14 protein-coding genes are annotated in these 25,341 nt (G+C 58.9%); 3 read left to right on the top strand and 11 right to left on the bottom strand.

Going from position 1 to position 25,341, the window contains the following annotated elements:
* Positions 1-2 precede the first annotated feature (2 nt).
* Positions 3-5,132 carry an alpha-2-macroglobulin family protein gene (locus tag G547_RS19630; RefSeq protein ID WP_169449416.1) on the bottom strand — a complete coding sequence of 1,710 codons (5,130 nt, stop codon included), beginning with the start codon at positions 5,130-5,132 and terminating at the stop codon, positions 3-5.
* A gap of 403 nt (positions 5,133-5,535) precedes the next feature.
* Between G547_RS19630 and G547_RS0101855 the strand changes: the two genes are divergently transcribed.
* The 3 genes from G547_RS0101855 (at position 5,536) to G547_RS19625 (ending at position 9,547) form a co-directional block, all read left to right on the top strand.
* Complete coding sequence (locus G547_RS0101855) at positions 5,536-7,512, top strand: TonB-dependent receptor domain-containing protein (RefSeq protein WP_051234586.1); 1,977 nt, start codon at positions 5,536-5,538, stop codon at positions 7,510-7,512.
* An 86-nt stretch (positions 7,513-7,598) separates the two neighbouring features.
* Complete coding sequence (locus G547_RS0101850) at positions 7,599-7,907, top strand: DUF3649 domain-containing protein (protein WP_027328386.1); 309 nt, start codon at positions 7,599-7,601, stop codon at positions 7,905-7,907.
* On the top strand, positions 7,904-9,547 hold the full coding sequence (locus tag G547_RS19625; protein ID WP_051234584.1) for a PepSY-associated TM helix domain-containing protein: 1,644 nt from the start codon (positions 7,904-7,906) through the stop codon (positions 9,545-9,547). The genes G547_RS0101850 and G547_RS19625 overlap by 4 nt, the downstream gene beginning before the upstream one ends.
* 192 nt (positions 9,548-9,739) lie before the next feature.
* Here the strand turns inward: G547_RS19625 and mep72 are convergent, their stop codons facing one another.
* The 10 genes from mep72 to G547_RS0101795 form a co-directional block, all read right to left on the bottom strand.
* Entirely contained in the window at positions 9,740-11,503 is a 1,764-nt protein-coding gene (gene mep72 / locus G547_RS0101840) for a biofilm-associated metzincin protease Mep72 (RefSeq protein WP_051234582.1), read from the bottom strand.
* 60 nt (positions 11,504-11,563) lie between these two features.
* Positions 11,564-12,283, bottom strand: coding sequence for a biofilm-associated metzincin protease inhibitor BamI (bamI, locus tag G547_RS22410; RefSeq protein ID WP_483803749.1), 720 nt, complete (start codon positions 12,281-12,283; stop codon positions 11,564-11,566).
* A gap of 315 nt (positions 12,284-12,598) precedes the next feature.
* Positions 12,599-13,306 (bottom strand): metallophosphoesterase, encoded by a 708-nt coding sequence (locus tag G547_RS19615; protein WP_051234580.1) that lies wholly within the window; start codon positions 13,304-13,306, stop codon positions 12,599-12,601.
* 215 nt (positions 13,307-13,521) lie between these two features.
* Positions 13,522-13,833, bottom strand: coding sequence for a hypothetical protein (locus tag G547_RS0101825; RefSeq protein ID WP_027328383.1), 312 nt, complete (start codon positions 13,831-13,833; stop codon positions 13,522-13,524).
* A complete protein-coding gene (locus G547_RS19610; protein WP_051234578.1) occupies positions 13,833-17,984 on the bottom strand; it encodes an RHS repeat-associated core domain-containing protein in 4,152 nt (1,383 codons plus the stop codon). Before G547_RS19610 ends, G547_RS0101825 begins: the two co-directional genes overlap by 1 nt.
* A gap of 219 nt (positions 17,985-18,203) precedes the next feature.
* A complete protein-coding gene (locus G547_RS0101815) occupies positions 18,204-19,037 on the bottom strand; it encodes a sugar phosphate isomerase/epimerase family protein (RefSeq protein WP_211224471.1) in 834 nt (277 codons plus the stop codon).
* Positions 19,034-20,308, bottom strand: a complete 1,275-nt coding sequence (locus G547_RS0101810; protein WP_036186412.1) for a DUF6005 family protein — start codon at positions 20,306-20,308, stop codon at positions 19,034-19,036. Before G547_RS0101810 ends, G547_RS0101815 begins: the two co-directional genes overlap by 4 nt.
* A 1-nt stretch (position 20,309) precedes the next feature.
* Positions 20,310-21,596 (bottom strand): AMP-binding protein, encoded by a 1,287-nt coding sequence (locus G547_RS19605; protein WP_051234576.1) that lies wholly within the window; start codon positions 21,594-21,596, stop codon positions 20,310-20,312.
* Positions 21,577-23,412 carry an IucA/IucC family protein gene (locus tag G547_RS19600; protein ID WP_051234574.1) on the bottom strand — a complete coding sequence of 612 codons (1,836 nt, stop codon included), beginning with the start codon at positions 23,410-23,412 and terminating at the stop codon, positions 21,577-21,579. Before G547_RS19600 ends, G547_RS19605 begins: the two co-directional genes overlap by 20 nt.
* The gene (locus tag G547_RS0101795) at positions 23,405-25,237 is read right to left on the bottom strand and encodes an IucA/IucC family protein (protein ID WP_027328380.1); all 1,833 of its coding nucleotides are present in this window, start codon (positions 25,235-25,237) and stop codon (positions 23,405-23,407) included. Before G547_RS0101795 ends, G547_RS19600 begins: the two co-directional genes overlap by 8 nt.
* Between the last annotated feature and the right edge of the window lie 104 nt (positions 25,238-25,341).

Here is a 25,341-nt window from a genome sequence, read left to right as displayed (position 1 = left end):
GGTTAGTCAGTGTTCACCACGCGCACCCACTGCCCCTCGGTATTGGCATGAATGCGCTCGTTGTACATGGCATCGGCGCGCCAACCCGGCAGATAGAATTCGCCCTCATAGGAAGCGTTGAGAACGACCTGTAGCGTGACCTGCTCCTGACGGCGATCGTTGTAGCGCCATTGCCAACGATAATCCCGCCAAAGACTGAAGTAGCCCAACACCCGATCGTCCCGAATATCCAGGTAGTCAAAACCCTGTGGGCTGTCGCCGCCTTCGAGCCGCTCGTTGCGGATCTGCCAGCCACTGGGCATCACCAGGCTCAGCGCGATATCTTCAATGCGTGAGCGACCCAGCTCACTGAAGTCCCCCGTGACGGTGATGTTCGCCATAAAGTCGGTACCCTGAGGCAGTTCACGGATATCCAGAGGTTCACCACTCGGCGTGCTGAAGCGGACGTCCAGGCTCAGCCCTTCGCTGGTGGCACGCTCATCGGCCGCCGCGGGCGTGCCGCGGTTGGTGACCATGACCCGAAGTGGTTGCTCACTCTCGTTGCGCACCGCGACTTGTGGAGAGGTCAACGCCTGGCGGTACCAATGTTGCTGGCTTTGTAGGGGCTGCCAATCCGAGCCAGTCTTCAGGGAGAAGTCCATCGGCTGGTCGGCGGACTGTTCGCCGGCAAACTCGGCCAGGGCCAGCAATGACCAGGCCACGGACTGGGTGCTGTACCAGCGATCCTCGGACAGCTGCTCGGCAATCATTTCGGCCTGATCCCAGGCCCCTGAGCGATTGCCGGCTCGCACCTGCAACTGCAGCCAGATGGCCCGATCCCGAAGCGCGGAACCGTAGGTGTAGCCGGGGTCTTCGTATTCGGGCAGACCCTGGGCCGCAGTCACCAGCTCTTGCCCCGCGTCCGGCAGCCCGAGCTGGTAGTAAGCACTCGCCAACAGGCGCCGCGAGGTGGCGCTGCCCACGTCGGTGTCCTGCCGCAATTGTTCCCGCAACCGGTTCATGGCGGCGGTGTCCGCCTCCTCCGCCAGGGCCAGCACGTAGAGCCGATAGGCCTGCACCTGGACGAAGCCGTTCTGGTAGCGGAAGCGACGGGCGTCGGCTTGCGCCTGTGACAGCCAGCGGTTGTAACGCTCCGTCGGCACGCCGTAACCCAGCCGCCGCGCTTCGGTCAGGAAGTGGCCGGCATACAAGGAGGCCCAATCATTGGCGTAACGAGCCCCCGGCCAGTAACTGAATTGGCCATCGGCCAGTTGGAACCGGCCCAACTTTTCGATCGCCGCCCGAATATTGTCTTCCCGCTCCCGGGCCTGGGCATCCGACAACTCGACCAGCTTGTGCAAATACAACTGAGGGAACGCCGTGGACGTGGTCTGCTCCAGGCAGCCATGGGGGTAATTGAGTAGGTAGCCCAGGCGTCGCTCCAGGTTCAGCGGCGGCAGGCGGCTGACCTCGACGCTGGCGCTGTTGGTCCCCGCCATGCCGTGAGCCTCAAGCGAGGCGGTCCACTCCTCGCCCGGCGCCACCATGGCCTGCTCGGCCCGCACCGACGGCGGGTTGGGCGCACGGGACTCGATATGAATCGTCTGGGTGGCGACTTCGTCACCGCTGCGGGCGGTAACCGTCACCTGCCCCTTGCCGATCTGGTCATTGACTTTCAGAGTGAGCTCGACGATGCCGTCGGCTTTATCGGCCAGATTCAATTGGCCTTCGCCTTCGGGCACGGTAAAGAGATCGCTGGCCTCGGCCGTGACGGCCACCTCATCGATGCCCTCGTCGTTGGCGAACACCTGCACCGGCAGGGATATGGTTTCCCCCGGGCCCACGACTCGGGGCAGTGTGGCCAGCAGGCTCAGGGGCTGAGTGACGGTGACGCTCTGCTCGGCCTTGCCGTAAGCCTGGTTTTTGCCGGCGACCAACATGACCCGCACCTCACCCAGATAGGGCGGCAGCTCCACGGAATGGTCGCGACTTTGGCCTGCCTCCAGTGTGAAGGGCCCCAGGAATTTCACCACCGGCGGGAAGCGCCGCTCTCTGGGGTTGCCGTCGTCTTCGTCCTCGGCGTCACTGCCGCCGATGGCAAGCACCCGCTGGAGCGACGCGCCGTAGGCGCCGACCACCTGATCGAACAGATCCCAGGTATAAACGCCCAGGGCTTCTCGTTGATAGAAGTGCTTGTGAGGGTCAGGGGTACGGTAACCGGTGATACCCAGCAAACCCTCATCCACCACCGCGAGGGTGTAGGTCATGGCCCGTTGGTTGGCCTCGGTCACGGTGATATCGAAACGGGACTCGGGGCGCACCTGCTCGGGCACGTTGAGTTCGGGTTCGAGCCGGGTCGACGGGTCTTCCACCATGATGGGGACCAAACCGTAAAGCCGCATGGGCGCATCACTGGCGCGCTGTTGGTGCGGCAACAGCACGCTGATGTGGGCGTATACGTTGGGCGCCATGGCCGCGGTCACGGGGATTGCCACATCGGTCTGCCCCGGCTCAAGGTCCAACCAGCGCCGCTCGAGCACCTCGCGGCCGTTTTCCAGGCTGAGTAGCACGCGGCCTTTTTCGATGGCCGGCAATCGGACGGTGGCGGTATCGCCCACTTGGTATTCGTCTTGATCCGTGGAAAGCATCAACTGGGTCGCCGTCGCCGGATTGACCGCATTCTGTCGGCTCCAGCCCAAGTAGATCAGCTCGCCGGCGCAGTGGCTGCCCGCCGCGTCACAGACTCGCAGCAGATAGCGGCCCCAGTCGTAGGTGTCTTTCTCCAGGGTCCAGTTCGCGCGGCCCTGTTGATCGGTGGTGAGGGTGTCGCGTTTGATCGGCGCGCGGTTTTCACTGGCGACATAGATCGCGAGATCATCGTTGCCGCGATCCCACCACCAGCGCCAATCCACTTTATAGAGCGTCAACTCCAGCTCGCGCTCGGCGAGCGGTTCGCCGTCGCTGCCCAGGCTTTGAAGGGTCACCGGATGACTCTGGTTGCGGGCAATGGCGCCGTTGTAACCGTCGCCTTTCGGCACCTGCAAACCGACCCATTGCTCGAACGGCAGGTAGTCAAACCGGCGCAGCGCCGTGCTGAACGCACCGCCGGGCTCGAACACGCGATTGATAAACGTGGCCCGCAACTGCCCCGGGGGAGGAGAGGCCACCGGCAGGCGAACCTCGAAATTGGTTTCGCCGTCGGCATTCAGGTTGCCCTCAAAAACCGACTGAGTGGCGCTCTGAAAATCCCGCGCCGGGTCATCAAACGTGAACTGGCTGTAGCCTTCGAAGGTGGTGGTTTTGGGGCTCAGTCGCACTTGGCTGTCGGCCTTCAGGCCTGCCGCACTGGCCCCGTGCAGCCAACGGGCCGAAAGCGTGGCCTTCGCCGGCATGGCATCCAGCCGCAAGGGGGTCTGCGCAAACGCCAAGTCCATCTTGAGCCGGTTGGGCATGATGGTTTCGATGGGCAGTACCTTGTCGAACACCCGGTTGCCCAGGTGCACGACTGCGCGCCAGTTGCCCGTGGGGGCGGCTTCATCGGTGCTCAGCGTATAGGTGTAAAAACCGTCCACGGGCTCGCGCGCCACCTCGCTGGTGACTTTGTTGCCGCGCGGGTCGAACAGATCCAGGGTCACCGGATGGTTGGCCGGCCAGACGTTGTCCGGGTCTTCCAGAATGAAGGTCAGATGGATGTCATCGCCCGGACGCCAGACATCGCGCTCGCCGTAGATAAACCCTTTCAGACCGTCGCGCACCGATTCCCCGCCCACGTCAAACTGATTGGTGGGCAGTGCTTCATTGCGGGCGAGGCGCAGGTAACCGGTTTTTCCCTCGCGCTCGGCCATCAGATAATAAGGCTGGCCGTCGACGGTCAGTGAGGCCATACCGTACTCGTCGGTCGCGCCCTCACCAATGGGCTGTTGCTGGAAGTTATATACGCGGAGGGTCGTGCCGGGTAAAGGTTCAGCGTCCACCAGATCAGTAGCAATTACGTCCAATTGGTCACCGCCGCCCAGCTTCGCCAGCAAGCCGATTCCCGAGACCTGAAAGGCCCGTCGGGCTTGAACCTGATCACTGTAGCGATAGTAGCTCTGGTGACAGGGATTATTGCGCTCGCTGTACACCCAGTAACCCTGGGACTGGTAATAGCGCTGGTACCAGGCGGGCTTCTGGTTGTTCTCGTAAGACCAGTCACCCTCGTGGCTTTGGGGCGCCTCATCCTGCGGTGAATCCGGCCGCGGTTGGTCGCAGGGGTACAGCGAGTTGCTCTGGTCCACGCTCAGTGCGAGCTGAATCATGCCGTCGGGATGTTCGGCCATCAACTCGGTCAGGTCCAGATTGTAACGCTGCCAGCCTTCAGTGGCCGGCTCGGGCAAGCGGTAGGTTTTCCGCCAAAGGTAGCGACCGGTGGAATCGTCCATGTTCGCTTCGGTCAGGCTGTGGTACTGCAGAAACTGCCCCATATTGCCTTCAAACACTTTAAACGCGGTCACCTGCACTGAATCCACGTTGGCCGCCTCGAAGGGCACGGACAGTTGGTCAGCGGGCGGCAGAATGCTGCTGCTTCCGGTAAACCGCACACCGGGGGTTTCCAGCTTCAAAACCAGGCTGTCCTGGTAATCGCTCGCCAAAGTCTGCTCGTCGGCGCTGCGAATCACCTCCAGCACCCGAAGCGTCACTTCCCCTTCGGGCACCTCGTCCGGGTACACCCGCAACCGGGTGCCATCAACCTGAACCCGCGCGTCCTCGTCGTTGAGTTGCACCAGGCCATTGAGGTTCTGCCGGCGGCTGAGGGGTTTGGAAAAGCTCACCGACACGTACACTTCCGGGCTTCGAACCACCCGCGCCCCGGTGACCGCGAATTGGTCGATGGCGGGCACCGTCAGGGTCCGCTGGCCTTTTTGGGGCGAACCCACCGCTTCGCCATTCCAGCGCAAGGTGAGCGTCTGAGGCTCATCGGTCTGGCCGATCGCGGGCACCTCAAAACGATAGGTGACCGGGGCCTTGATGGGTTCCCATTCCAAGGCCAGTGGTTGCCCGTCCAGCTCGGCGTCCAGGAGCGCCTCCACCGCGGAAAGCTCCGCACCATCGGGCAACGTCACTTCCCCGGACAGGGAGAACTCACCCTCGCCGGAGGGTGTCAACTCGGCCACGGATAACTCAAAACTGGTGGCCGCTGGGCCTTGCTGGGCAACGGACGAACTGGAAGCGGCCGCGCTTGAAGATTGAGGTGAGGGGGCGGGTTCGTCGCCCGGGCTGCAACTGATGAGTAAAAAAACCAGGCACAAAAAAAAGCTGCGTGAGACGCTCGCCCGTAAGGCCATCCTATCCATACGTTTCCCTGCTCTTCGTGTTGACGGTAGACAATAAAAAAGGAAGCCCAGTGTAGCCGATTCGCGCTCTCACTGCCTTCGGAAACGGGGCACTGCCAGCGTGGAAAGCGGACTCGACGGCACCTGAAACAACCTCTTCGTAACAAACGTAACAATCGTTTACAGGCGCCACAATGCAAATGATAATGCTTCTTTTTTAGATCATCTAAAAAGGACGTGACTCATGCAACGCTTGATGAAACCCGCGACACTTCTAAGTCCGCTCGCTCTCGCGGCGGCACTCGCGCCGATCAGCACTGTCGCCCAAACCGGAACGACCGAGAGCGACAACACCGAAAACCCCTATACCATTGCCGAGGAGCTGGTGGTCATCGGCCAACCGGTCGACAGCCTGCTCGGTTCTGATGAGTTGGAGCGCCGCCAAGCCAATGATCTGGACGACATCTTCTCTGGTGTGACCTCCGTACTGGTAGGCGGTTCAGTGGGCGCGGCGCAGAAAATCTACGTCCGCAACCTGGGCGAAGACACGCTCAACATCAGCGTGGATGGCGCGACCCAGTCCGGCGTGACCTACCACCACACCGGCCGGATTACTATTGAGCCCGAGCTGCTCAAGCAGGTTCATGTGCAAGTCGGCGCCGGCGACGCCACCAGCGGCCCTGGCGCCCTGGGCGGCGCCATCAAGTTCGAAACCAAAGACCCCGCGGACTTGCTGGGCAATGACAACCTGGGCGCGATTCTGAAAACCGGGTATTTTTCCAACAGCGAGGGCACCAAAAACAGCGCCACTGTGTTCGGACGGTTCAACAACACCTTCAGCGCAATGGGCAGCTACGTCGCCTCCGACCAGGACAACATGGAAGACGCTGACGGCAATGAGTTGACCGGCACCAACTCAGAGCAGGAGCTTGGCTTCGTCAAACTGGTGGGCGATTTCAATGGCGGGCACAGAGTCAGCCTGAGCCATGAAAAGCTGAGCGAGGAAGGTGAGAAGCTGATGCGTCCCGAGTGGGGTGAAGGTCCTAATAACCCACTGCGGCACTTAGAGTTCGATCGCGCCACCAGCACCGTGCAATACGAGTGGGATAAACCGGACAGTGACCTGGTTTTTCTGGACGCCAATGTCTATCTGACCGACTTTGAAATCTACCGGCCCTGGGACAACTACATGAGCTCGGTGGAAACCACCGGCTTTACATTCAGCAACACCAGCGACGCCGCCAACCACAGCATCGAATACGGCACCGACTACCGGGATGACGAAGTACTCGCCGGCGAAGCGGGCGCCGCGGATCCGTTTGTGGAGACCAGCGAAGTCCTGGGCGTCTTTGTTCAAGATAACTTCCAGGCCACCGATACCCTGCTGCTGACCTTCGGCATCCGTTACGATGAGTTCGAAGCAGTGGATAAAGAAGGCAACGAGTTCACCGAAGAAGGCTTCAGCCCCAACGCTGGCTTCTCCTACGACTTCACTCGGCGCCTGACGCTCAGCGGTGGCTACGCCGAGGCGCTGCGCGGCGTGGAAACCAATGACGGTTTCAAGCTGTTCGGCACGACCAACGACCCGGACCTGAAAGCGGAACGGGCTAAAAACATCGAGCTGGGCCTGGATTACGAGATTGGTCGCTTCCTGCTCTCTGCCGGTCTTCACGACACCACGATTGAAGACGTCATCGGCAACGAAGTGCCCTGGTCCCGGCACTATCAGAACCTGGGTGATCTTGAATCCGAAGGCTACACCCTGGGCGTTACCTACAGCGGCGAACGACTGTTCTCCAAGTGGAGCTTCCTCGACACCACCGCCAAAATTGACGGCGAACCGGTGACTCGCTATGCCTACGGTTACCTCGGCACCTCCACCGGTAACACCCTGAATATCGATACGTCGTACCAGATGACCTCCACCGTCGACATTGGCTGGATCGCGACCATCGTTCAGGACCTCAACAACCTTTATGTGGAATCCGCCGAAGCGAGCATCGATAAACCCGGCTACGATGTTCACGACCTCTACGCTCACTGGGAGCCGAGCGCGATGGACGGCTTGAGCCTGACACTGACCGTCAAAAACGTATTGAATGAAGAATATCTGGACCACGGTAGCATTGAGGACTTCACCCATGTTCCCGGCTATGACGGCGTTGTCGGTTACCCGGCACCGGGCCGAGACGTCCGATTGAGTCTGGCACTGCGCTTCTAAACACGAGGCCCGCTGCTATCAACAAGCTCTGAGCGCGGAGGTTTAGGCCTTCGCGCTCTTTGCCGTGTGTAGAGGGAGTAATCATCATGCCCAGATCAATACCCCACACTCCACTATTGCTGGACATAGCCTCCCGCAGTGTCGCCGCATTGCTGGGAGGCTATGTTCTGAGTGTCACCCTGCCATTGCTACTGAGCCTGCTGCTTCCCGTGGACCGTGCCCAAGCGACCCTGACGGCGCTGCTGCTCAGTTTTATTGTGTACACCACCGCGTTTCTTTGGGCATTCGCCGTGCGCAGCCACTGGCGGGCCTGGGCGGGCTTGCTATTTCCGGCCGCCGCCTGCGGAACCATGAGCGCGTTGATATTGACCCTCCCCTCAGGATCCCTCACATGAAATCCGGCTTTCGCGCATCCATGGCGTGGCTGCATCGCTGGGTGGGCATTCTGTTCAGCGCCGTGATGTTTTTTATTTTTCTCACCGGCACCATTGGTTATTTTCACTATGAAATCGACCGTTGGATGGAACCGGAGCGGCCCTTGGCGATGCAGTGGTCGAATGAGCCCTCGCTCGACCCCGACCAAAAACAGTACCGCATTCCATCGGCCGACGGCAGGGTCAACATGACTCAGGCCGATCTCGTTCAACATGGCCTAAACAGGCTGGAGGAACTCGGCGTTCAGGATGCCGTTTGGTGGGGCGTAATCTTACCCACCGCGCGAAATGGCAACCTATGGATTGAATGGCAACCGCCGCGCGGAGCCGATGGCCAACGACAGGATCGAAAGGCAGAGTACTTCTCTTTGGAAAACGGCTCCGAAAACTGGATTCAGCCAAGAAAAACCGGTGGCGGTAAAGCGCTGTACCGCCTGCACTGGCAGTTGCACTACCTGCCCGAAACCGCCGCCTACTGGCTGGTGGGCCTGTGCACCCTACTGATGCTGGTGGGCCTGGTGTCCGGCGTCATCATTCATCGTAAAATCTTCCGCGACTTTTTTACCCTGCGGCTGTTCCGGCACGCTCGCTCCTGGCTGGACTTCCACAACGTCACCAGCGTCATGGCTCTGCCCTTCCAACTGATGATCGTGTACAGCGGCCTGGTATTCTTCGCCGTGACGTTTATGCAACCCATTGTCACGGCGCATTATGGAGAAGACGGAGAACGTACGTTTCGAAACGAAGCCTTCCCCGACACCGAGGCGGCACCCAAAGCCGGCAAGGCAGCTGCAATGGTACCGGTGGTCCCATTGCTTGAAGCCGCTCAGAAAGAAGCCGGCGAGCCCATCAATCAGCTCTACGTATTATACCCGGGCGACCAGAACGCACGCCTATCGTTTTATTTGCACGAGGCGTCCCCGAGCCACTATCAGGGCAAACCCCATAAAATTCTGTACCGGGCCAGCACCGGTGAACGCATTGAGGGCGGAGACCAACTCTACGGCGGCGCCGCCTCGGTGGAGAAAACCCTGATTGCTCTGCATGAGGGGCTCTTCGCCGACTGGGGTGTGCGCTGGCTTTATATTTTCAGTGGTCTACTGGGAACGCTAATGATCGCGACAGGCAGCCTCTACTGGCTGAAGAAGCGGCAACTCAAAAACCGCTTCGCCTACGCCAATGTAGAACGGTTCTACGCTGCCGTAATCGCGGGACTCCCGATCGGAATTGCCGCCTACTTTTGGGCCAACCGATTGTTATCCGCCGACTGGAGCGGACGCATGGTGTGGGAAATGCACAGCTTGTTCATTATTTGGGGGATGACGTTTGTCCTGGCTTGGCTACGGCCTCTGACAACACTCTGGCGGGAGTTCTTTGCGTTCAATGCTTTCGCGTGGGGAATGATCCCTATCATCAATGCGCTTTCCACCGACCGCCACTTGGGGATCAGCCTTGCGCAGGGCGACTGGGTGTTGGCGGGGTTTGATATCACTGCAGTGGTCATTGCGGCAGGGTTTGGAAGTCTGACTCTGAGCAAACAAAGGGCTCAAGAAGAGTTATTGTCAGGTGGCGCTTCGCTCCGAAGCGTCGGACCGACCTGACCTACGAAGCAGGGGGGCTCGAATGTAGGTCAGGTAAGCGAAGCGCCACCTGACATCCTGATTCCTTCCATACTTCTAGGTTTCCACTCGTACAGCCCACTCTCCAATAAAGCGTACTGTTACGGACACCCGCAGCGCGAGGCGCTCGCAAAAGCACCTCGCACCACCTTCTTCGAATTCGTCAGAGAGCCTTCAAGGACGCACTACCCGCAACTCATCCAGATAGAGCTCACTCCCGGCGCTGGGACCTCCGATCAGAAAGCGCATTTGGCGAATGTCGCCCTCCGGCATGATCGTAAATTCACCTTCGATACCCTGCCAACTGTTCGTGGATACCATGGTACTAAGCACGCTTTGCCAATGGGAGCCTTGATCGTCGACGTAGTAAATCCATACGCTCGCGTTTGCGGAGCTTGCCGACGCATCTTCCACATAGATGTCGGCAGTCATGGTGTAGGTTGTTTCGGCATCGAACAGTCCCGTGACCTCCCGCATGGGGCCCGAATAGCTGTACTGGCGCGAATAGTTTCGCAGGCTGTAGTCGCCTTCAGAGGCACGGGAGGAAAACGCCGTTTGGCTGGCGCCGAAGCTCGACCAACCGCTGGCTTCACGCTCAAAGCTCTCGTTCAGCACCGTTTGGTTATCCGGTTCGGGCTCGGAGTTGGACACGTCCACCAGCGCCACCTCATCCGCGATAATATCCACACCCGGCTGAGGGCCATAGAGAATCAGACCGACACTATCAGGCACGGTCGTCGCGTCCAAAAGAAAACTGGCGCTGTAAGCCGTCAATTCAGCCGAGGTCACGGACACCGGGTCCAGATACTGATAACGGATGCCACCCCCCTCTTCTATGCGAAGCGCAATGCGTACCGTGTCACGTTCGGCTCCGGCCACGCCGAGCGACGCGGTAAACCGGTACTCGTTGTTCACTTCCAACTTTCTGCCTAAATCGTGGTAACCGTCGCTATACACCTGAGTGCGATCCGTGATCCGCAAGAGCTTGTCTACGCAATCGGTTTGTTGATCAGCCTGCGTCAGACGGGACACGTTGAACAGCGCTTGCCACCCCAGCAAGGTATCAAACTCGCCGTTGGTGACAAGGTTGCCCTCAACTTCCGGTTTACTGCAGGGTTCAAGATCGGGGTCCGGCCCATCAATGTCCGTTACATGAGGCATGAAGTCCGCAATTTGTTGCGCAAGGTTATTCAGGCTTCGGCTGGCATCCGCGCCCTGAGGCTGACTGCGATCCACGCCGCACGGCTGCCCGGAACAGTCAACCACATCTGGGGTGGAGAATATCTGTATCTGATTTCTGGTGCCATATGACTGGGGATAGGCCATAACCGTACTGAACAGGCCCTGTACACCATGGCCCCGCGCCCACTCCCAGACGCCACCGCCACTGTTTTGCACATAGGAGTGCCCGAGACTCATGTTGTGCCCTAGTTCATGGGCAAAGGTGCTCAGCCCGCAGTCCACCCCGACAAGACTGAACGCCGCCGATCCGGCATTGCTGGCCAAACGACCGTTACTGGCATCTCCCCACGGAATATAGCCAATACCGCAAATATAACCGCCCGACATGGGCTGCCGTAAATTCAGAAGGGTAACCAGATCGGCACCGTATTCCTGGCGCAAGGCCGCCACGGTGCTGTTGCTGCGCAGGGCCCCCAGATTTTCGCTGGTTACATAGGTATAATCGAGGTCGACTTTTTCTGCCCCAACGAGGCGCAGTCGCATATCCACATTGCTGTTTTCAAAGGCCTGGTTGTTGTACGAGATATAGGCGCCGATTCGGGCCTCGATATCCCGGCCGGCGCTGGTTTGTTGCGCCTCGTCAATGTAAAGGACCAACACGTCAACCAGAGGGGCGGCTTGAGCGAGCGCCGCCCCCAATAAAAGACTTCCCGCCGCCAGGGCTCCGGCCACTTTTTTGAACATTTGCTTTTTCATTCCAGCTCTCCACATACAGATACAGGTACTTCGGGGGTGCAACAGTCGTAGGACCTCTGGCTAACCGCCCGGCGGCGGGCCCTGCTCGATGGGTGGTACCGGGATGCCATCCTCAAAGGGCACCTGGTCCGCGGTAATATCACCCTCGTCGATCAATACGGTACTGCCGGTTTCGTTATCAATGATCGCGGAATAGGTGCCTTCGTCCGTGGATATGGTGACGTGGGTTTCGATGCTTCCGCGTGCCACCAAAAGGCTCCCTTGGTCACTGCCATTCAGGAGTTTCCCCTGAAAAATATGCACATTCGCCGACTGGTTTCGGGTGCTTTCCAGGCGAGCCTCCACATTCATGTCACGCTGAGGAATGTACATCGTCAGTTTCTGACCGACATGGAACTGCTCGACCAGCGCAGGATCAGTCTGCAGCCGTTTGGCGGGGTGTCCGTCGACTCGAGTATCGGGAGAACTTTTGTCCAGCCGCCACAGGTCCACCTCTGATGGGCGGGGCGCGGACGTTGGCGTTGCAGGCAAGGTCGAAACTCCCGAACGGACAGTAGAGGGACGGGTTGCAGGATTGGCGGCACCAACGGGCAAAGGATCACTCACAGAGGCAACCGCCAAAGATGAGTTGGACGACCCCGACCGTTCAGTAGCCGGTTGCGGTCGATCGGGTTTCAGCGCCAGCGTTGTGACTCCCAGCACTAACAACGCCAGAATTGCTACCACCACTATTTTGTTCACAGAAAGTTTCCCCCAAGTCGCGAGAATTGCCGCGAGCATTACCACATATTCTACTTAGGAGACTACAAAAGAACCTGAGCCTTCGCCAATCGAAATAACGAGATTGCGACACAGGTTTTATAGAAAAACGAGGGTTTATAACGGGGGCGCGAAAATAATCGTCAAGAGAATGCGTGCCCACAGCAGGGAAAGTGTCACACAAGACGACTGAGCATCAGTGAGGTCCGCCCGATCTAACTGCGCTACTTGTCGCGAAAGCACTAAAAATTCTGGGATTGAGCGAGCGGGGGGATGTGGAAATTTATTGTCAGATGACGCCTCTCCCATCTAACCTACCACTATCAAAACGGCACCCTATACAAAATCCAACGGCCTTATTAGACCGATGTCGTCATTCAAATAACTTCCCAAATCCATGAATGTTCGATTCGCGTGCGTCGTTATAAAATCAACTATTGTGTGTCCATGAAACACGTGGTCTATATTTTTAACCGGCTCAATACACGCAGGACCCGCCCGATACGGCTGCGACTTTTTCCATAGCATATCGCTAATCAGAAGATTCCGTTCTACATCAGACTTATCGCTTTTTTGAAGCTCCTGCTTCACATCATTCCAATCACAGCTATCTGGAAGCTCTGCATGAACCAACCCAACTCTTTTACCGTCAGGAAGATTAAGTTCTAGCGCAACAGGCAAGTTGACGAACCGCTCATAGAACAGCATCAACTCGTCCCGCGTCAGAGCTTCTGCCCAAGACCCGCCCCAAGCATACCATTGAGAAAACATATGACCGGAGGATTGATCAACCGAATCAATGAGCATGCGCTCATGGTTTCCTTGAATTGAAAAAAACCAATCGTAATCTAGCCACTTCAACGCAAGTTCGCTCTCAGGACCTCGGTCAACCAAATCTCCGAGACAGAAAACCCTATCGACCTTTGGGTTAAATTTTTCTTTTTCTAGCTTTTTTTCAAGCAAGGAGAAGTGACCATGAACATCTGAACAAATATAGTCCACCCCCTTTCTATTGACCTTAAACCTTTTAAATAGATTATTCATTTTAATGCATATTCTATTTTTAAATCGTTCTGCCCCTTCAAAAGCACCCCTCAAGATAGTCTCTTTTTCGTCTGAACTCGCCCTAATTTATAAAAATGTTTAATTATAGCTCTACCAAAATTTGTCTCTATCTTCTCAGCTAGGATTCACTTTATAACGGTCAGAGCTAGACCCAAACCAATATAGGTTAAGCGTCAGATCTAGCGCACATCGTTTCAACCATCCTTTTGTCGAAAAAATTTACAGCAAATTCCTTTGCTTTCAAAAAGCCGATCCACCTTTTCAAGGTATAGGTAAATTTCTTCGTTCTTGTAACTCAATGGTATCTGTTCTTCAAAGTCAAACTCAGGATGCTCAACCGACCACTTTAGAGCCTCACACATCATTCTTACCATCTCTGGCTTGTAGGCAGACTCAATTTGCTGCATCAAATGATCCGGTAGAACTGGCTCAGTTGACAGATCCGTCACGTAGTTAAGAAAGTATAGAAGCGCGTTTAGTCCCTGCGGAGGAGTATCTTCTACCATTAAAACTCGTCCCAATCGTAAGGAATTTTATCTCCTGGACTCCAGCTCTCAGCTTCTTTAAAGCTCTTGTGCTTCACAGGTTTCATCGGAGTACCATCTTCTTTCCAGCCTCCGCGTTCCACTTCATCTAATTCACGCGAGCTCATACCACGAGACTCCAGTTCCTCGAAAAATTGATTATTAAGAGTATTGCTAGGTGCATAATGACCACTTTTATTAGAAGAGGTCAACAGCCTCCCGTGGGCTACGTTAATCTCCCCTGCCGCCGATACCGGTTGTCCCTGGCTTAAGCTGGAGTGATGTAGTTCAAAGGGAATTTGAGTTTTCGAAGCGAAAATGCGACCTTGGGGATCCATTATAAATATCGCGTCCCCCCAGTGCGTATTAGAGTCAGCGGTATCAAAAGGTAGCCCTGTTGCCTTTTCAACCAACAGACCATCCTTCACATCAAGCTCATGCTTCTCTAACTGGCGCCCATTAAAATAATCACAAACCATGGGCGCATTCCAACGCTGAGGGTTATTTGGGTTGTTTTCGCCCTCATACTCACTCAACAATGGAGTCGACTTATATTTATCCTCTTTGCAGCTTAGCCCTAGAGGATCAACCCACTGAGTGGGGTTCGGCGCATACTGATAGTTGTTAACACCCCCCAACAACCCAATCGGATCCTGAGTGGTGAACTGCCCCGTCTCGGGATTATAGTACCGATGCCGGTTGTAGTGTAACCCAGTTTCTTCGTCGAAGTACTGGCCTTGGAAGCGGATGGGGTTGTCGATGTCGTCGACGGCCTGGATGGCGGCGTTGCCGTAGGTGCGGTAGCGGGCTTTCCAGACGATGTCGCCGGTGTCGCTGGTCAGCTCTCGCGGAGTGCCGAGGTGGTCCAGATGGTAGTGGTAGATCTGCTCGTTCTGGACCATCGCCAGGGGGCGGAAGCTTTCGGGTTCATAGACGTAGGTTCTGGTGTGCTCACCCGAGGTTTCCCGCACCATCTGGTCGGCGGCCCAGAGGAAGCGGGTTTCCTGCGCCTCGGAACGCTTGGCGATACGGCGGCCCAGGGGGTCGTAGCGGTATTCAGTGCATTGACCGTTCCGCTCCACTTTGACCAGCTGATTGGCCAGATTGTAGTGGTACTGGGTGACGAGCTTGCCGCCTTTCCCGCGACGCTCTTCGATCAAATTGCCGCGGGCGTCGTAGGTGTACTTGCGGTCGCCCTGCAGGGTGAGGCGGTTGCCTTGGGCGGTTCCATGCTTGCCCAGCAGATTACCCGCCGGGTCAAAGTGGAACTGTTCCTCGAAGGTGCCTTCGACGCGTTTGAGGCGATCCAGCAGGTCGTAGACAAAGCGCTGCTGGTCGGGGCCGTCGGTGAGTTGGCTGAGGTTGCCGAAGGCGTCGTAGCCGTATTCGCGCTGGATGGGGCCGGGGTGCTTTTGATCGCGCCGTTCGCTGTGCTGGCGCAGCAGGCGGCCCGCTGGATCGTAGTCGCTGTAGGTGGTCAGCCCACCCTGGTGGCGGGCCTGTTCCCGGCCCAGGGGGTCGCGCTCGATATCGGCCAGGACTTGGTCGTTGAACGAGGCCCCGGTCCAGCGCAGTTGTTGATCGAACCGGTAATTGATGACATCACCACCGGGCAGGGTCATGCCGCTGCGCAGGCCCGGCCAGATATAACGGAAGTCAATATCTTGTGCGGTTGAGAGCAGGCGCTCGCGCTTGCCGTTCAGGTCACAGTGGTGCTCCTTGGTGACCTTGCCGTAGGGGTTGTAGTCGAACTTCAGGTACTGGTGTTCGTTGTAGGCTTCGGTCAGTTGACCGGCCGGGTCGTAAGCAAAGCGGGTTTGTTCTTGCACCTCATCGGAGCCGATCTGGCGCCGGCTCAAGGTTTGCAGGCGACCGAGCGGGTCCCGTTCAAAACGGGTGAGCACTTCGCCCGCATCCAGGTGCTGGGTTAAGTGGCCCGCCGCGTTGTACTGGTAATGCTGGACCCGACCGTCGAAGCCGATTTCCTTGATCAGTCGCTCGTTGCCATCGTAGACAAATTCGTAGCGCTCGCCGTTTTCGTTGATCAGGGCTGTCAGGTTGCGTTCGTTGTCGTATTCGTACTGGAGGCGATGGCCTTCCGGGTCAATGCGCTCGACCACTTGGCTCAGACCATCGTATTTGAACTCGGTGACGCGCCCGCGCGGGTCGCTGTAGCGAGTGAGTTGGTCGCTGTTGTTGTACTCATAGCTGTGGGTATCGCCGTTCGCACTGACGACACGACTGAGCTGCCCGGTATCGGTGTAGCTGAAACGAATGGAGCCGGCTTTGATGCGGCCCTTCAGGCGGATATCCACCTGAACCAGTTGGCCCCAATCATTGTGGTGCAACCGGCGCTGATGACCGTCCGGGTCGGTAACGCTGAGCAGCTCGCCGGCGGGTGACCACTGGTACTGCGTCCGATTGCCCGAGGGATCACGGACGTCGGTCAACAGCCCCATGCGGTTGTAGCGGTAATGAGTCGCCAGGCCGAAGGGGTCTTTCAGTTCGGTGAGCAGGCCGCGCTGATCGTAGCGGCGGGTCCAGAGGTGGCCGTTTTTGTCTTTGAACCGTGTAGGCCGGTTATTGAAGTAGCCCAGGCTGACCCGCTGGCCCAGGGCATCTTCGAGGCCGGCGGGCCGTTTGTCTTCATCGTAGAAGTATCGGGTAGTACGGCCTTCCGGATCGGTGTAGGCGGTCTTGCGACCCTGGTCGTAGGCGTACTGATGACGACCGCCCTCGGGGTCGGTTTCGGTGACGACCTGGCCGTAGTCATTGTAGGTGTATTCCCGGGTGTGACCTCGACTGTCGGTGGCCCGGCTGCACTTGTGGTCCGGGTCCCATTCGAAGCGGTAGTCGTAGATTCCCCGCTCGCCCCACTGACGGGTGCAACGGGCACCGGGCGCGTCGCCGTCCCACTCAAAGAAGAAACGAAACCCGGATTTGAGCTGGCGCTCCCGAATCAGGTGATTGCTGTACTGATAGCGCTCTTCCGCCCCCGCCGCGTTGCGGTGGACGATGAGGTCGCCTTCCTCACTGTAACGGTATTGGGCCAGCGTTTTTTGCCGGCCGCTGGCGCCATCCACCAACGCTAGCCCGGTGACACGGTGAGAGGCGTCCCGGGTCAACTCCAGGCTTTTGCCCCAGTTGCCTTCAAACGCCTGCAGGCGCCCGGCGGCGCTGTAGCGAAGATTGATGGCGAAGCCCCGTTCGGGCTCCCGCTCGCCCAACACCACCTTCTCCGGACGATAGGCGGGGTGCTGGAGTTGGACCAGTAATAGCGTGTCTCGATGTGCGGCACGCGCGGCAAAGCGTTTGGTCCACTGGCCTTCCTGACGCAGAAGAAAGCCGGTCTCGGAGACGCGCTCCAGGGCCAGGCCCTCGGACCAGTGTCGGCTGGTCTGTTTTATCTCGGGCAGTGGCAGGGAGATGTCACGGCCGTCCGCATCGCGGTAATAGGCCTGGTCTTCACTCAGGGTGAGCGTTTCACAGCCGGTGTGGGTCCAGCCCGCCCCCAGCCCCACATCCTGACATTGGGAGCTGCGGTAGGTGCGGGTCCAGTCCAACGGCATGGGCCCCGGCAGGCGAGCATCGGTCAGTTGCAGCAGCTCTTCCCCGGAGATCATGCTGATGGGTTCACCTTCGGTGGCGCACTCCTTGACCGGGGGCGTACCGTCTTTTGCAGGTGACTTTCCCACCGGCGTGGCGTCGTCACCACCCGCGTCGCCTGCCTCCGGAGCAGCAGAGTCCACCGACTGACCGGAGTGGGTGCCGCCATAAGCCGCCTTCTCGAGCTTGCCCTGAATGGGCTGACTGCCGCGGGTGCCTTTGGCTTTTTTCAGTTCTTCGGTGGGGTTGTGGGAAAGCCAGCGCAGTTGCTGGCTTTTCAACAATTCGGCCAGAGCGGCTTTTACGCTGGGGGCATCCGCCAGGGGAGGCTTGTTGGCGGGTTTGACCGCCTCCCACAATTGCGCCCAGTTGCTCGGGGGCATGACTTCCACTTCGGCAAGCAGGGTGCTCTGCTGTCGCTCGCTCAGTTGCAAGGGCCGTTGGGTGGGCGTTTGGGAGGGTTGGGCGGTGCTGGAAACCAGCTTGTATTGCTGCCCGGTCCTGGGGAGGCGAAGAATGTGTTTCATAGGTCCGTAATGACTGTCCTTGGCGTCCATCAATCTCCGAATGATTTCGCCGCCAATGGCGACGCGGAATCACTCAACGAGCCGAAGTCTAGCGAGTCCTTTCGGCTTTGTAGGCAGAAAAATGCGCCACGCCTCAAAAAAAATGGCTTTTGTGCGGTGGTTCACAATACGACGCCCAGGGTTTGTTTGTCAGGTGGCGGGCTCACGCCCTTACCTGACCTACGCTTCACACAGGCGCCCAGCCCGGACGCGCCGGATCTGCTGGCTGTCTTCGGCGAGGACGCCGTAGGGGTCGTGGCCGAACCATTCCAGAGAGGCGCTGTGAACCCGGTCGCGGGGTAGCATTTCGATAAAGCCGGCAAAGTTATAGGCACCTTCAAACAGGGGCACCATGCCCTCGCGAGAGCCCGCCGCCGAATACACGTTTTCCGGGGCAAATACCGGCAGGTGTTGTCGTTGGCTGATGTTCTTGAAGTGCAGATGGTGGACATGGGGCGAGAGCCTATGCCAGGCCTTGATCGGGTCTTCACCCGCTTCCCAGATGTGCAACACATCAAGGTTGATCTTCAGGGCCGGGTGATCCACGGCGTTCAACAGCTCCAGTGTGGAGCCGATGGTGTCGGCCTGGGTGTGGGGATGAGTTTCGATCAACAGATCGCGACCCGACTCATGGGCCTGCTGGCAGTAGTCCCGCATTCTCGATACCAGTGACTGCACTTCCAGCGACGAGTTATCAGCACTGGCTTTTTTACCGGCGAAAATTCGCAACTTCGTCGTGTTCCAGTGTTCGGCCATTTCACACAGATCTTCCAGTTTCTCTTCGCCCTTGCGCGGGGAACCGGTAAAGGGCAGATAGTCGCTAAGCATGGAGACGTCGAGGTTCATGGCGTCCAGCCACCGGCCGTTCAACGCCGGCTGGGAGCGAAGGCTGCGCGCGTGCGCGGCCCAGAGTTCAATGCCATCCAGGCCGGAGCGGGCGGCGAAGGTCGCCAACTCCGGCAGAGAAACCAGGTGATGACGAAAGCTGATGGTACACAAGGACAAATGCATCATAGGGTGGCCACCTCCGGCGTCGGACTGGAAGATAAACAGCGTTGGCGCCACTCGTTGTACGCCAGAAACAGCGCGCGCTTAATGCGATGTTCCCTTTCGTTTTGCCAGGCCACGGCGTTGGACAGCGCCGCCAGGTCCTCGGGCTTTTGCGTCATCGCCCATTTATTGGCCTGGTACAGCAGCTGCTCGTAACCTTTCACCAGAGCCTCAATTACATCACACCACTGCTCAAACTCGTCGGCGGAGCGGCCCAACGCACGCCAGAAATAGGCCAGCCCGTGCTCATAGGCGTATTTACGTATTGCCAGAACGGGCAGCTCCGCCAGCGCCGCACCCAATGCGGACGGTTCTCGCGTTCCCTCGCCAGGCAGATGCTGTTGAATGATTTGCTCCACGGAGTGGGTCAGGCCATTCAGGGTGGGTTGAAAGCAGACTTCAAAGTAGGCGGCCACCGCCTCCGCTTCAGGCTCGTGCAAGTCGCGCACGTTGAGGATGTAGCCACCGGCCACCGCCGGCGATTCGACCGCGTGCATAACGCGTCGGCGATCCAGCGTGCCCTCCCAGCGGAAGTCCGGGTCCCACATCCATACCTGATCGCTCCGCACGCTGTCTTCCAGCAGTACGTAATGTGGGAAGGGGTTCAGTTGAAACCGGTTTTCCCGTTCCGGCAGGCGATACAGATCGAGCATGACCATCAGGTATTCCCACGACTTCCGCTGGCGCATCCGGGCTTCGAGTGCGTCTATGTTTCGGGATTTACTGAGGCTGTGGTCGTACCAGGGTTCAATCCTTGCTCCATAAAGCCGCTCGAACCACGAAAAGAAAAAGCCGTGATCGACATCGTCCGCGTGATACCGCAAACGGGCGTGTTCATCGACAAACACTTCCGCATCCCAGACGCCAAAATAAAAGGGACGATGATCGAGTCCCGCCCGTTTGACCGGATGGCACAAGCAACTGACAACGCAGTGCACTTTCACATCAAGCTCGGGCTCTCCGACGGTATCCGCCGGCTCTGAAGCGCTGGTCATCAATCGCTCCAAATCGGCGAGGGTTTGCAGCTGGTCGGGGTCGAGCGCATGCTCAGGAATGGCATAGCCGGCTTCGGTTTCCAGCAAGACCAGCAACTGCATCAGTTCCACCGAGTCCATCCCCAGGTCGAACGTCAGGTGCGCTTCGGGCGTAACCGCATCCAACGGCAGACGCGGCAGATGAACCGCCAGCAACTGTCGTACTTGGCCCACAAACTCACTGTTGGCAACGGCTGTCATATCAGGCCACCCCCTGGCGCGATTCGCCGCTCTCTTCCATCACATTGTTTCCCTCCGCCGCAAAGCGCGCGGCAAGCGCCCGGCGGCTGACTTTGCCATTGGGCATACGCGGAATCCGGTCCAAATGCCGAACCCAGGTGGGCCACTGATACGTCGCCAGGCGCTCGCGATACAGCGAGCGCAGCTCCCGGTCGGTCAAAGAGGCGTCGCCGGTATACACCGCCGCTACCCGCTCCCCGGCCAGCGCATCCGGAAGCTTGAAGACCACCACGTCATGAATCCCCGAGTGGGTCAGAAGCGCGTCCTCCACCTCCTGCGGATACACATTCAGACCGGCGGAAATAATGGTGTCGTCCAGACGACCGCAAAACCGCAACGCGCCATTGGCATCCAGGTAACCGGCGTCGCCGGTGCGCACCTGTCGCTCGCCCAGTTGAATCACCACTTCGTCCGGTGCATCCGCATCCCGTCCCGCCTGCAATTCACAGTGCCCCAGGGGGTTGCCCATCACATCGGCGTCCACCGGCTGACGGGCGATGGCGACACAGCCGGCCTCGGAGCAGCCGTACTGCTGCCAGACGTTGACCGTTTTTTTGGTCAAGGTCTCGAACCAGGCTCGCGGCATCACGCTGCCGGACGTCATAACGCCGTAAAGGGGCTGGTCTCCCGGCCACAGCATCAACAAGGTTTTGATAAAGGACGGCGAGCTGTAAAGCATGGGTTTGGAGTACTGACGCAGGGTCCTAAGCAGGTGTTTGGGGTTCCAGCCGGTAACGATATGCGGCACAGCCCCGCGCGCCATGGAGGCCATGACCCCGCAAATCAGACCGTAGGAATGCGTGACCGAACAGGCCACCACCGGCACCACCTCCGGGGACAGATTCAGCGCCCGGTTGTAATGCTCGATCTCGGTATCAATCTCCTCCCAGGTACGCTCAATGCGCTTGGGCTCGCCGGTGGTTCCGGAACTGAACTGAATCAAGGTCCCCGAGGGCGCCTCCGTCGGTTCCAGCCGATGAAGATTATTCGAGCTCTGCCAGATCAGCGTGTCACACTCGAGCTGAGCGGCTTTATCCAATGCTGCCGCGAGCGGTGTATCCGGATGAAGCGGCGCCACCGACAGACCGTGCCGACGGGCGTACAACGCCATCGCCAGCCATTCGAAACGATCGTGAGTGCACACCGCGATGCGCCGGGCGGAAGCCAGTGCCGACTGGGATTCCAACGCCGCCCAGCGATTGTCCAGATCGCGTTGTTCGTAAGCGTGATCATCGAGGTAAAACAGCATGAGGCACCTCTTTTGGGTAAGCGTGTTTGTGAGAAAACGATGGTTGGTTGGCGTGCGCCAGAGGATTAAACACCCGGTGGTGATATTCATCGGCACCGGAACACAGTTTCTTGCGCAGCAGGGATTCCACTTGAATCATGGGGGACTGATAGCCCAGGAGATCGAGTCGCTCCTGGCGGCAGTGGCCCCCATTGCGGTAGCCCTCCAGGCACTCGGCCACCAGGGACCAGAACCGGCTCTCGGGCAAGCGATAGTGTTCTTCGCACAGCAGCGCCAGCTCGGATAAATGGAAAACAAACAGCGTATCCATCACCAGTTCCCGCAGCGCTTCCACCGACGTCATCCAGTAATACTGGTTGGGCTTGGCGTGGGCGTAGCGCGCTTCCCGGGAAAAGGCGGGCGCCCTGTCGGGCTCAGCCAGAAAGTCCTCAACGTATTCGACGCTTTCGTGAAAATCCCGCGCCGCCACGCGCACTGGCCAGCCGTTCTCATGAAGCAGAAGGGTATTCTGCCCGTGGGCCTCCAGCGCGATGCCGTGCCGGGCCACCAAATGCCATACCGGCAGAATCAGCGTACGGAACAGTTGGCGAAGCCACGCTTCCAGACCGTAGCGCTGCACCCAAAGGTCGATAAAGGGCCTGCCATCGGCTTCGATCAGTGCCAGCGCCATCAGCGGCGCGGCTCGTTCGGTCGCTTTTTGTCGGGCGATCAGACTCTCACGCCACAGCGCACCGAAGCCACAGACTTCCGGATCGTCGTCCGGATGGGCCGACGCATCCGCTACCCGCAGCCCCGCGTATTCGCGCAAAATCACCAGCGGGTGTTTCTGAAAAAATTGATCGCGCTCGACCGTCTCCGCGATCCATCGGGATAAACGCGGCCCGGATTCAATACCGTGACTGAGCAGGTGGCGCGGCGCCGAGGTGTTGACGATACCCAGCGGTAACTTGAGGTCGGCTTTTTCGGGGTGGGTGCGATTCATCAGTGTGCGCACCGACTGACTGACCCAATACTCATCGCCCGGCTGGCCCAGGTCTACGGCTTGAATGGGCGCCTTCTGGCACCGCTGCGCCAAGTACATTTGCCACTGCCAGGGGTGAACCGGTACGTAGGTCACCGACTCGGGATCGAGCCCGCGAACCCGCGCTCTTTCTAGAAGGTTCTGGTAACCGGCATCGCCCAGTTCGTTGCGCCAAAAAGTGTCAGCCCGGGACGCGGCGCCGGCGGTCACCACCTGTTCGCGCGGCACGGCGATCCAGTGGGGGCGCACGGGCGTGCCCGCCTCGGGACTGTACTGTTGGTGGTCCCTTTCGCTGAAACCGATCCGGGCCTTGAAGCAGGGGTGGTAGGGGTGGCCTTCGCGCATTGCCATTTCCAGTTGCGCCAGAGGCAGACAACGGCGTTCATCCAAGGGTGGTAAATGCCGCTCGTTCCACTCGCACCACTGCCGGGTTTGCACCAGTTCCCGCTCAAAACGCCGGCGGGTTTCCTCGTCGCCTGGCAAGGCGTCCAACAACAGTGGCAACATCTCTTCGGGTGCGACCGCCGAGGGTACCGCGTGAACCCGGGACAGCGTGGCCGTGTTCAAACGCACCCGACCAAACCCGCGCAGCCGACCGGCGCAGCGGTAATCATGACGACCCAGACTGAAATACAGGGTTTCCCAGAGCGTTTTCTCCGCCGGCACCAATACATAGTCGATCAAGCCCTCGAACAGTGCCGCTTCCAGGGCCTGGCGGAACACGCGCTCGGCGGGCGTTTCAGGAACGACCGGCGGTTCCGCTTCAACGTTGGGCGAGGGGGCTGCTTCAGACATAAGCCGCCTCCCTGAGGGCCGTGGCTGCGTGGCTCGCGGAGCACAGCGGGTTGTCGATGCTTGTGTAGGCGGCCAACTCCAGGTCCGCTTCCAGCTCGTCAATGTCTTCCACCCGGGTCAGCAGGTTGGCTTTGGCCGGCAGCTGGGTTTGGGTCAACCAGCGTTCTATCAGCGCCCGACCACTGCCGGAAAGTGTCAGCCGCAAGTTATCCAGTTTGTGCCGCAGGCGTTCGAGCAAGCGGTCCTCGCTAAGAATGCCATCCGCGCCGAAGCGATAAACCACGGCGAACACCTGATTCACCAACAGGTAGTAACCAAAGCGGTCCATAATGCTGGCAGAGGGATAAAACAGTTCGCTGTCCGGGCTCAATTGCGGCTGCCAACCCAGCAGTTTATTTCGCTGCTGCTCGTCCAGGTAGAAGCCCTGGTTGTCCCGGTAGTAGTAGGTTTCCGGGTAACCGTCGTTCAATCTCAGCAGACTGTTCTGCTGGTGTGCTTCCAGGGCAATGCCGTGGTGATCGAACAGCACCAGGCAGGGCTCCACGGCGCACTGCCAATAGGCCTCGAACCAGTCCGCACCCACCGCCTGCACTGAGCGCTTTTCCCGGGTGGCCTGCCGGTGCAGAAGTTCGGACAACACCGAACGCTCCTGCTCCGGGTGCCAGGCGTCCTGCAGCAGGGCCGCCAGGCAGTACACGTTCCGCCCGGAGGCCGCATCGAACGGGTTATCGCGAAGCACGGTTTCAAACCCGCTCTCCGCACCGTCGGGGTGGCGCAACGTTAAGTAGGCGGGATCACTGATCACCTGAAAGCGGGGGAAACGCTCGGAAAAGCGCAGGTTCTTCATGAGCCCCGCCATCAACACGCCCGCCCGCAGTTCATGGACTTTGTTCTGCCGAAAGGAGTTGGTGATTTTCACCGGCAGCGAGACCTTGTACATCCAGAGCGCGTCCCGGTGGTAGACCGTGCGCACGGAGGAAGTAGCAGAGAAGGTGTGACCGAGTGGACCCAGGTAGCGCAGCTCGCCGGCGTCCATCCACGCCTTGACGTGAGGTCTCGCCATCAGCCAGTGCGCCTGGAGCGGATGCACGGGAATCAGAACCTCGTGGGGGGCCACCCCCACCGAGTGATCGCTGACCTGAAGCGCCTCGCGCAGCAGCACCTCGGCCTCCGAGGCCAGCAGCGACTGCTGCTCCACCCGATCCCGATGGGCCGCGAAATAGTGCAACTGAAACTGCCCCTGCAATTCCGGCGTGACCATTTCATGCTGCCAATCGAGAATGCCCTGTCGGCTTTTGGGCGTGGGGTGCAACCAATGTCCGAGTAGCAGACTCTGTTCCGCACTGTTGAAATGATCCGGCGCGCGGTAGGGCGTCTGCCAGCGCGCTTCCAGATAGCGGATGGTGTTCTGCAGGCTGTCGGTCAGGCGGTGGGTCAATTCCAGTTGGCGGTGTTTCAACCCCGCACCGGCATGCCCGCCGCGCTCATGGAACAGCTCCTTGACCAACAGCAACAGGGTGCTCCAGAAGCCCTCCTGCTTGAGCTGCCCGGTCTGAAACCCCGCCGAGTGCCGACAGAACGCCGCTTCAATGCGATGGCGACCGGCGAGCGAACGGTAACTGACCAGAAACCAGAGGGTGACGTCCTGGCGAGGCAGATGAAGCTGCAGAAGGGATTTCCCGGTGAGCAACGTCTGGGGCAACAGCGCCCGGGTTTGCGGCGAATCCGAACACAGCCACTGCCCGGGATCCACCTCGCGCAGATAGCAATTCACAAATGCCTGGAAAGTGGTGTACTCAGCGAGATGTCGAGCAAAATCGGCCATAGCAGGTTCCTCGTAACGATGCCTGTGAGGAGGATGTGCGACCGATTATATGAGAATGGTTCTCAATGTCATTTGATTTTACGATTGTTACACTTCCTGGCACG

It is taken from the genome of Marinimicrobium agarilyticum DSM 16975 (assembly GCF_000423345.1).
In the GTDB taxonomy this organism is placed as follows: domain Bacteria; phylum Pseudomonadota; class Gammaproteobacteria; order Pseudomonadales; family Cellvibrionaceae; genus Marinimicrobium; species Marinimicrobium agarilyticum.
The sequence above is the reverse complement of the archived record's forward strand: the minus strand, read 5'-3'. Positions and strand labels throughout refer to the sequence as shown.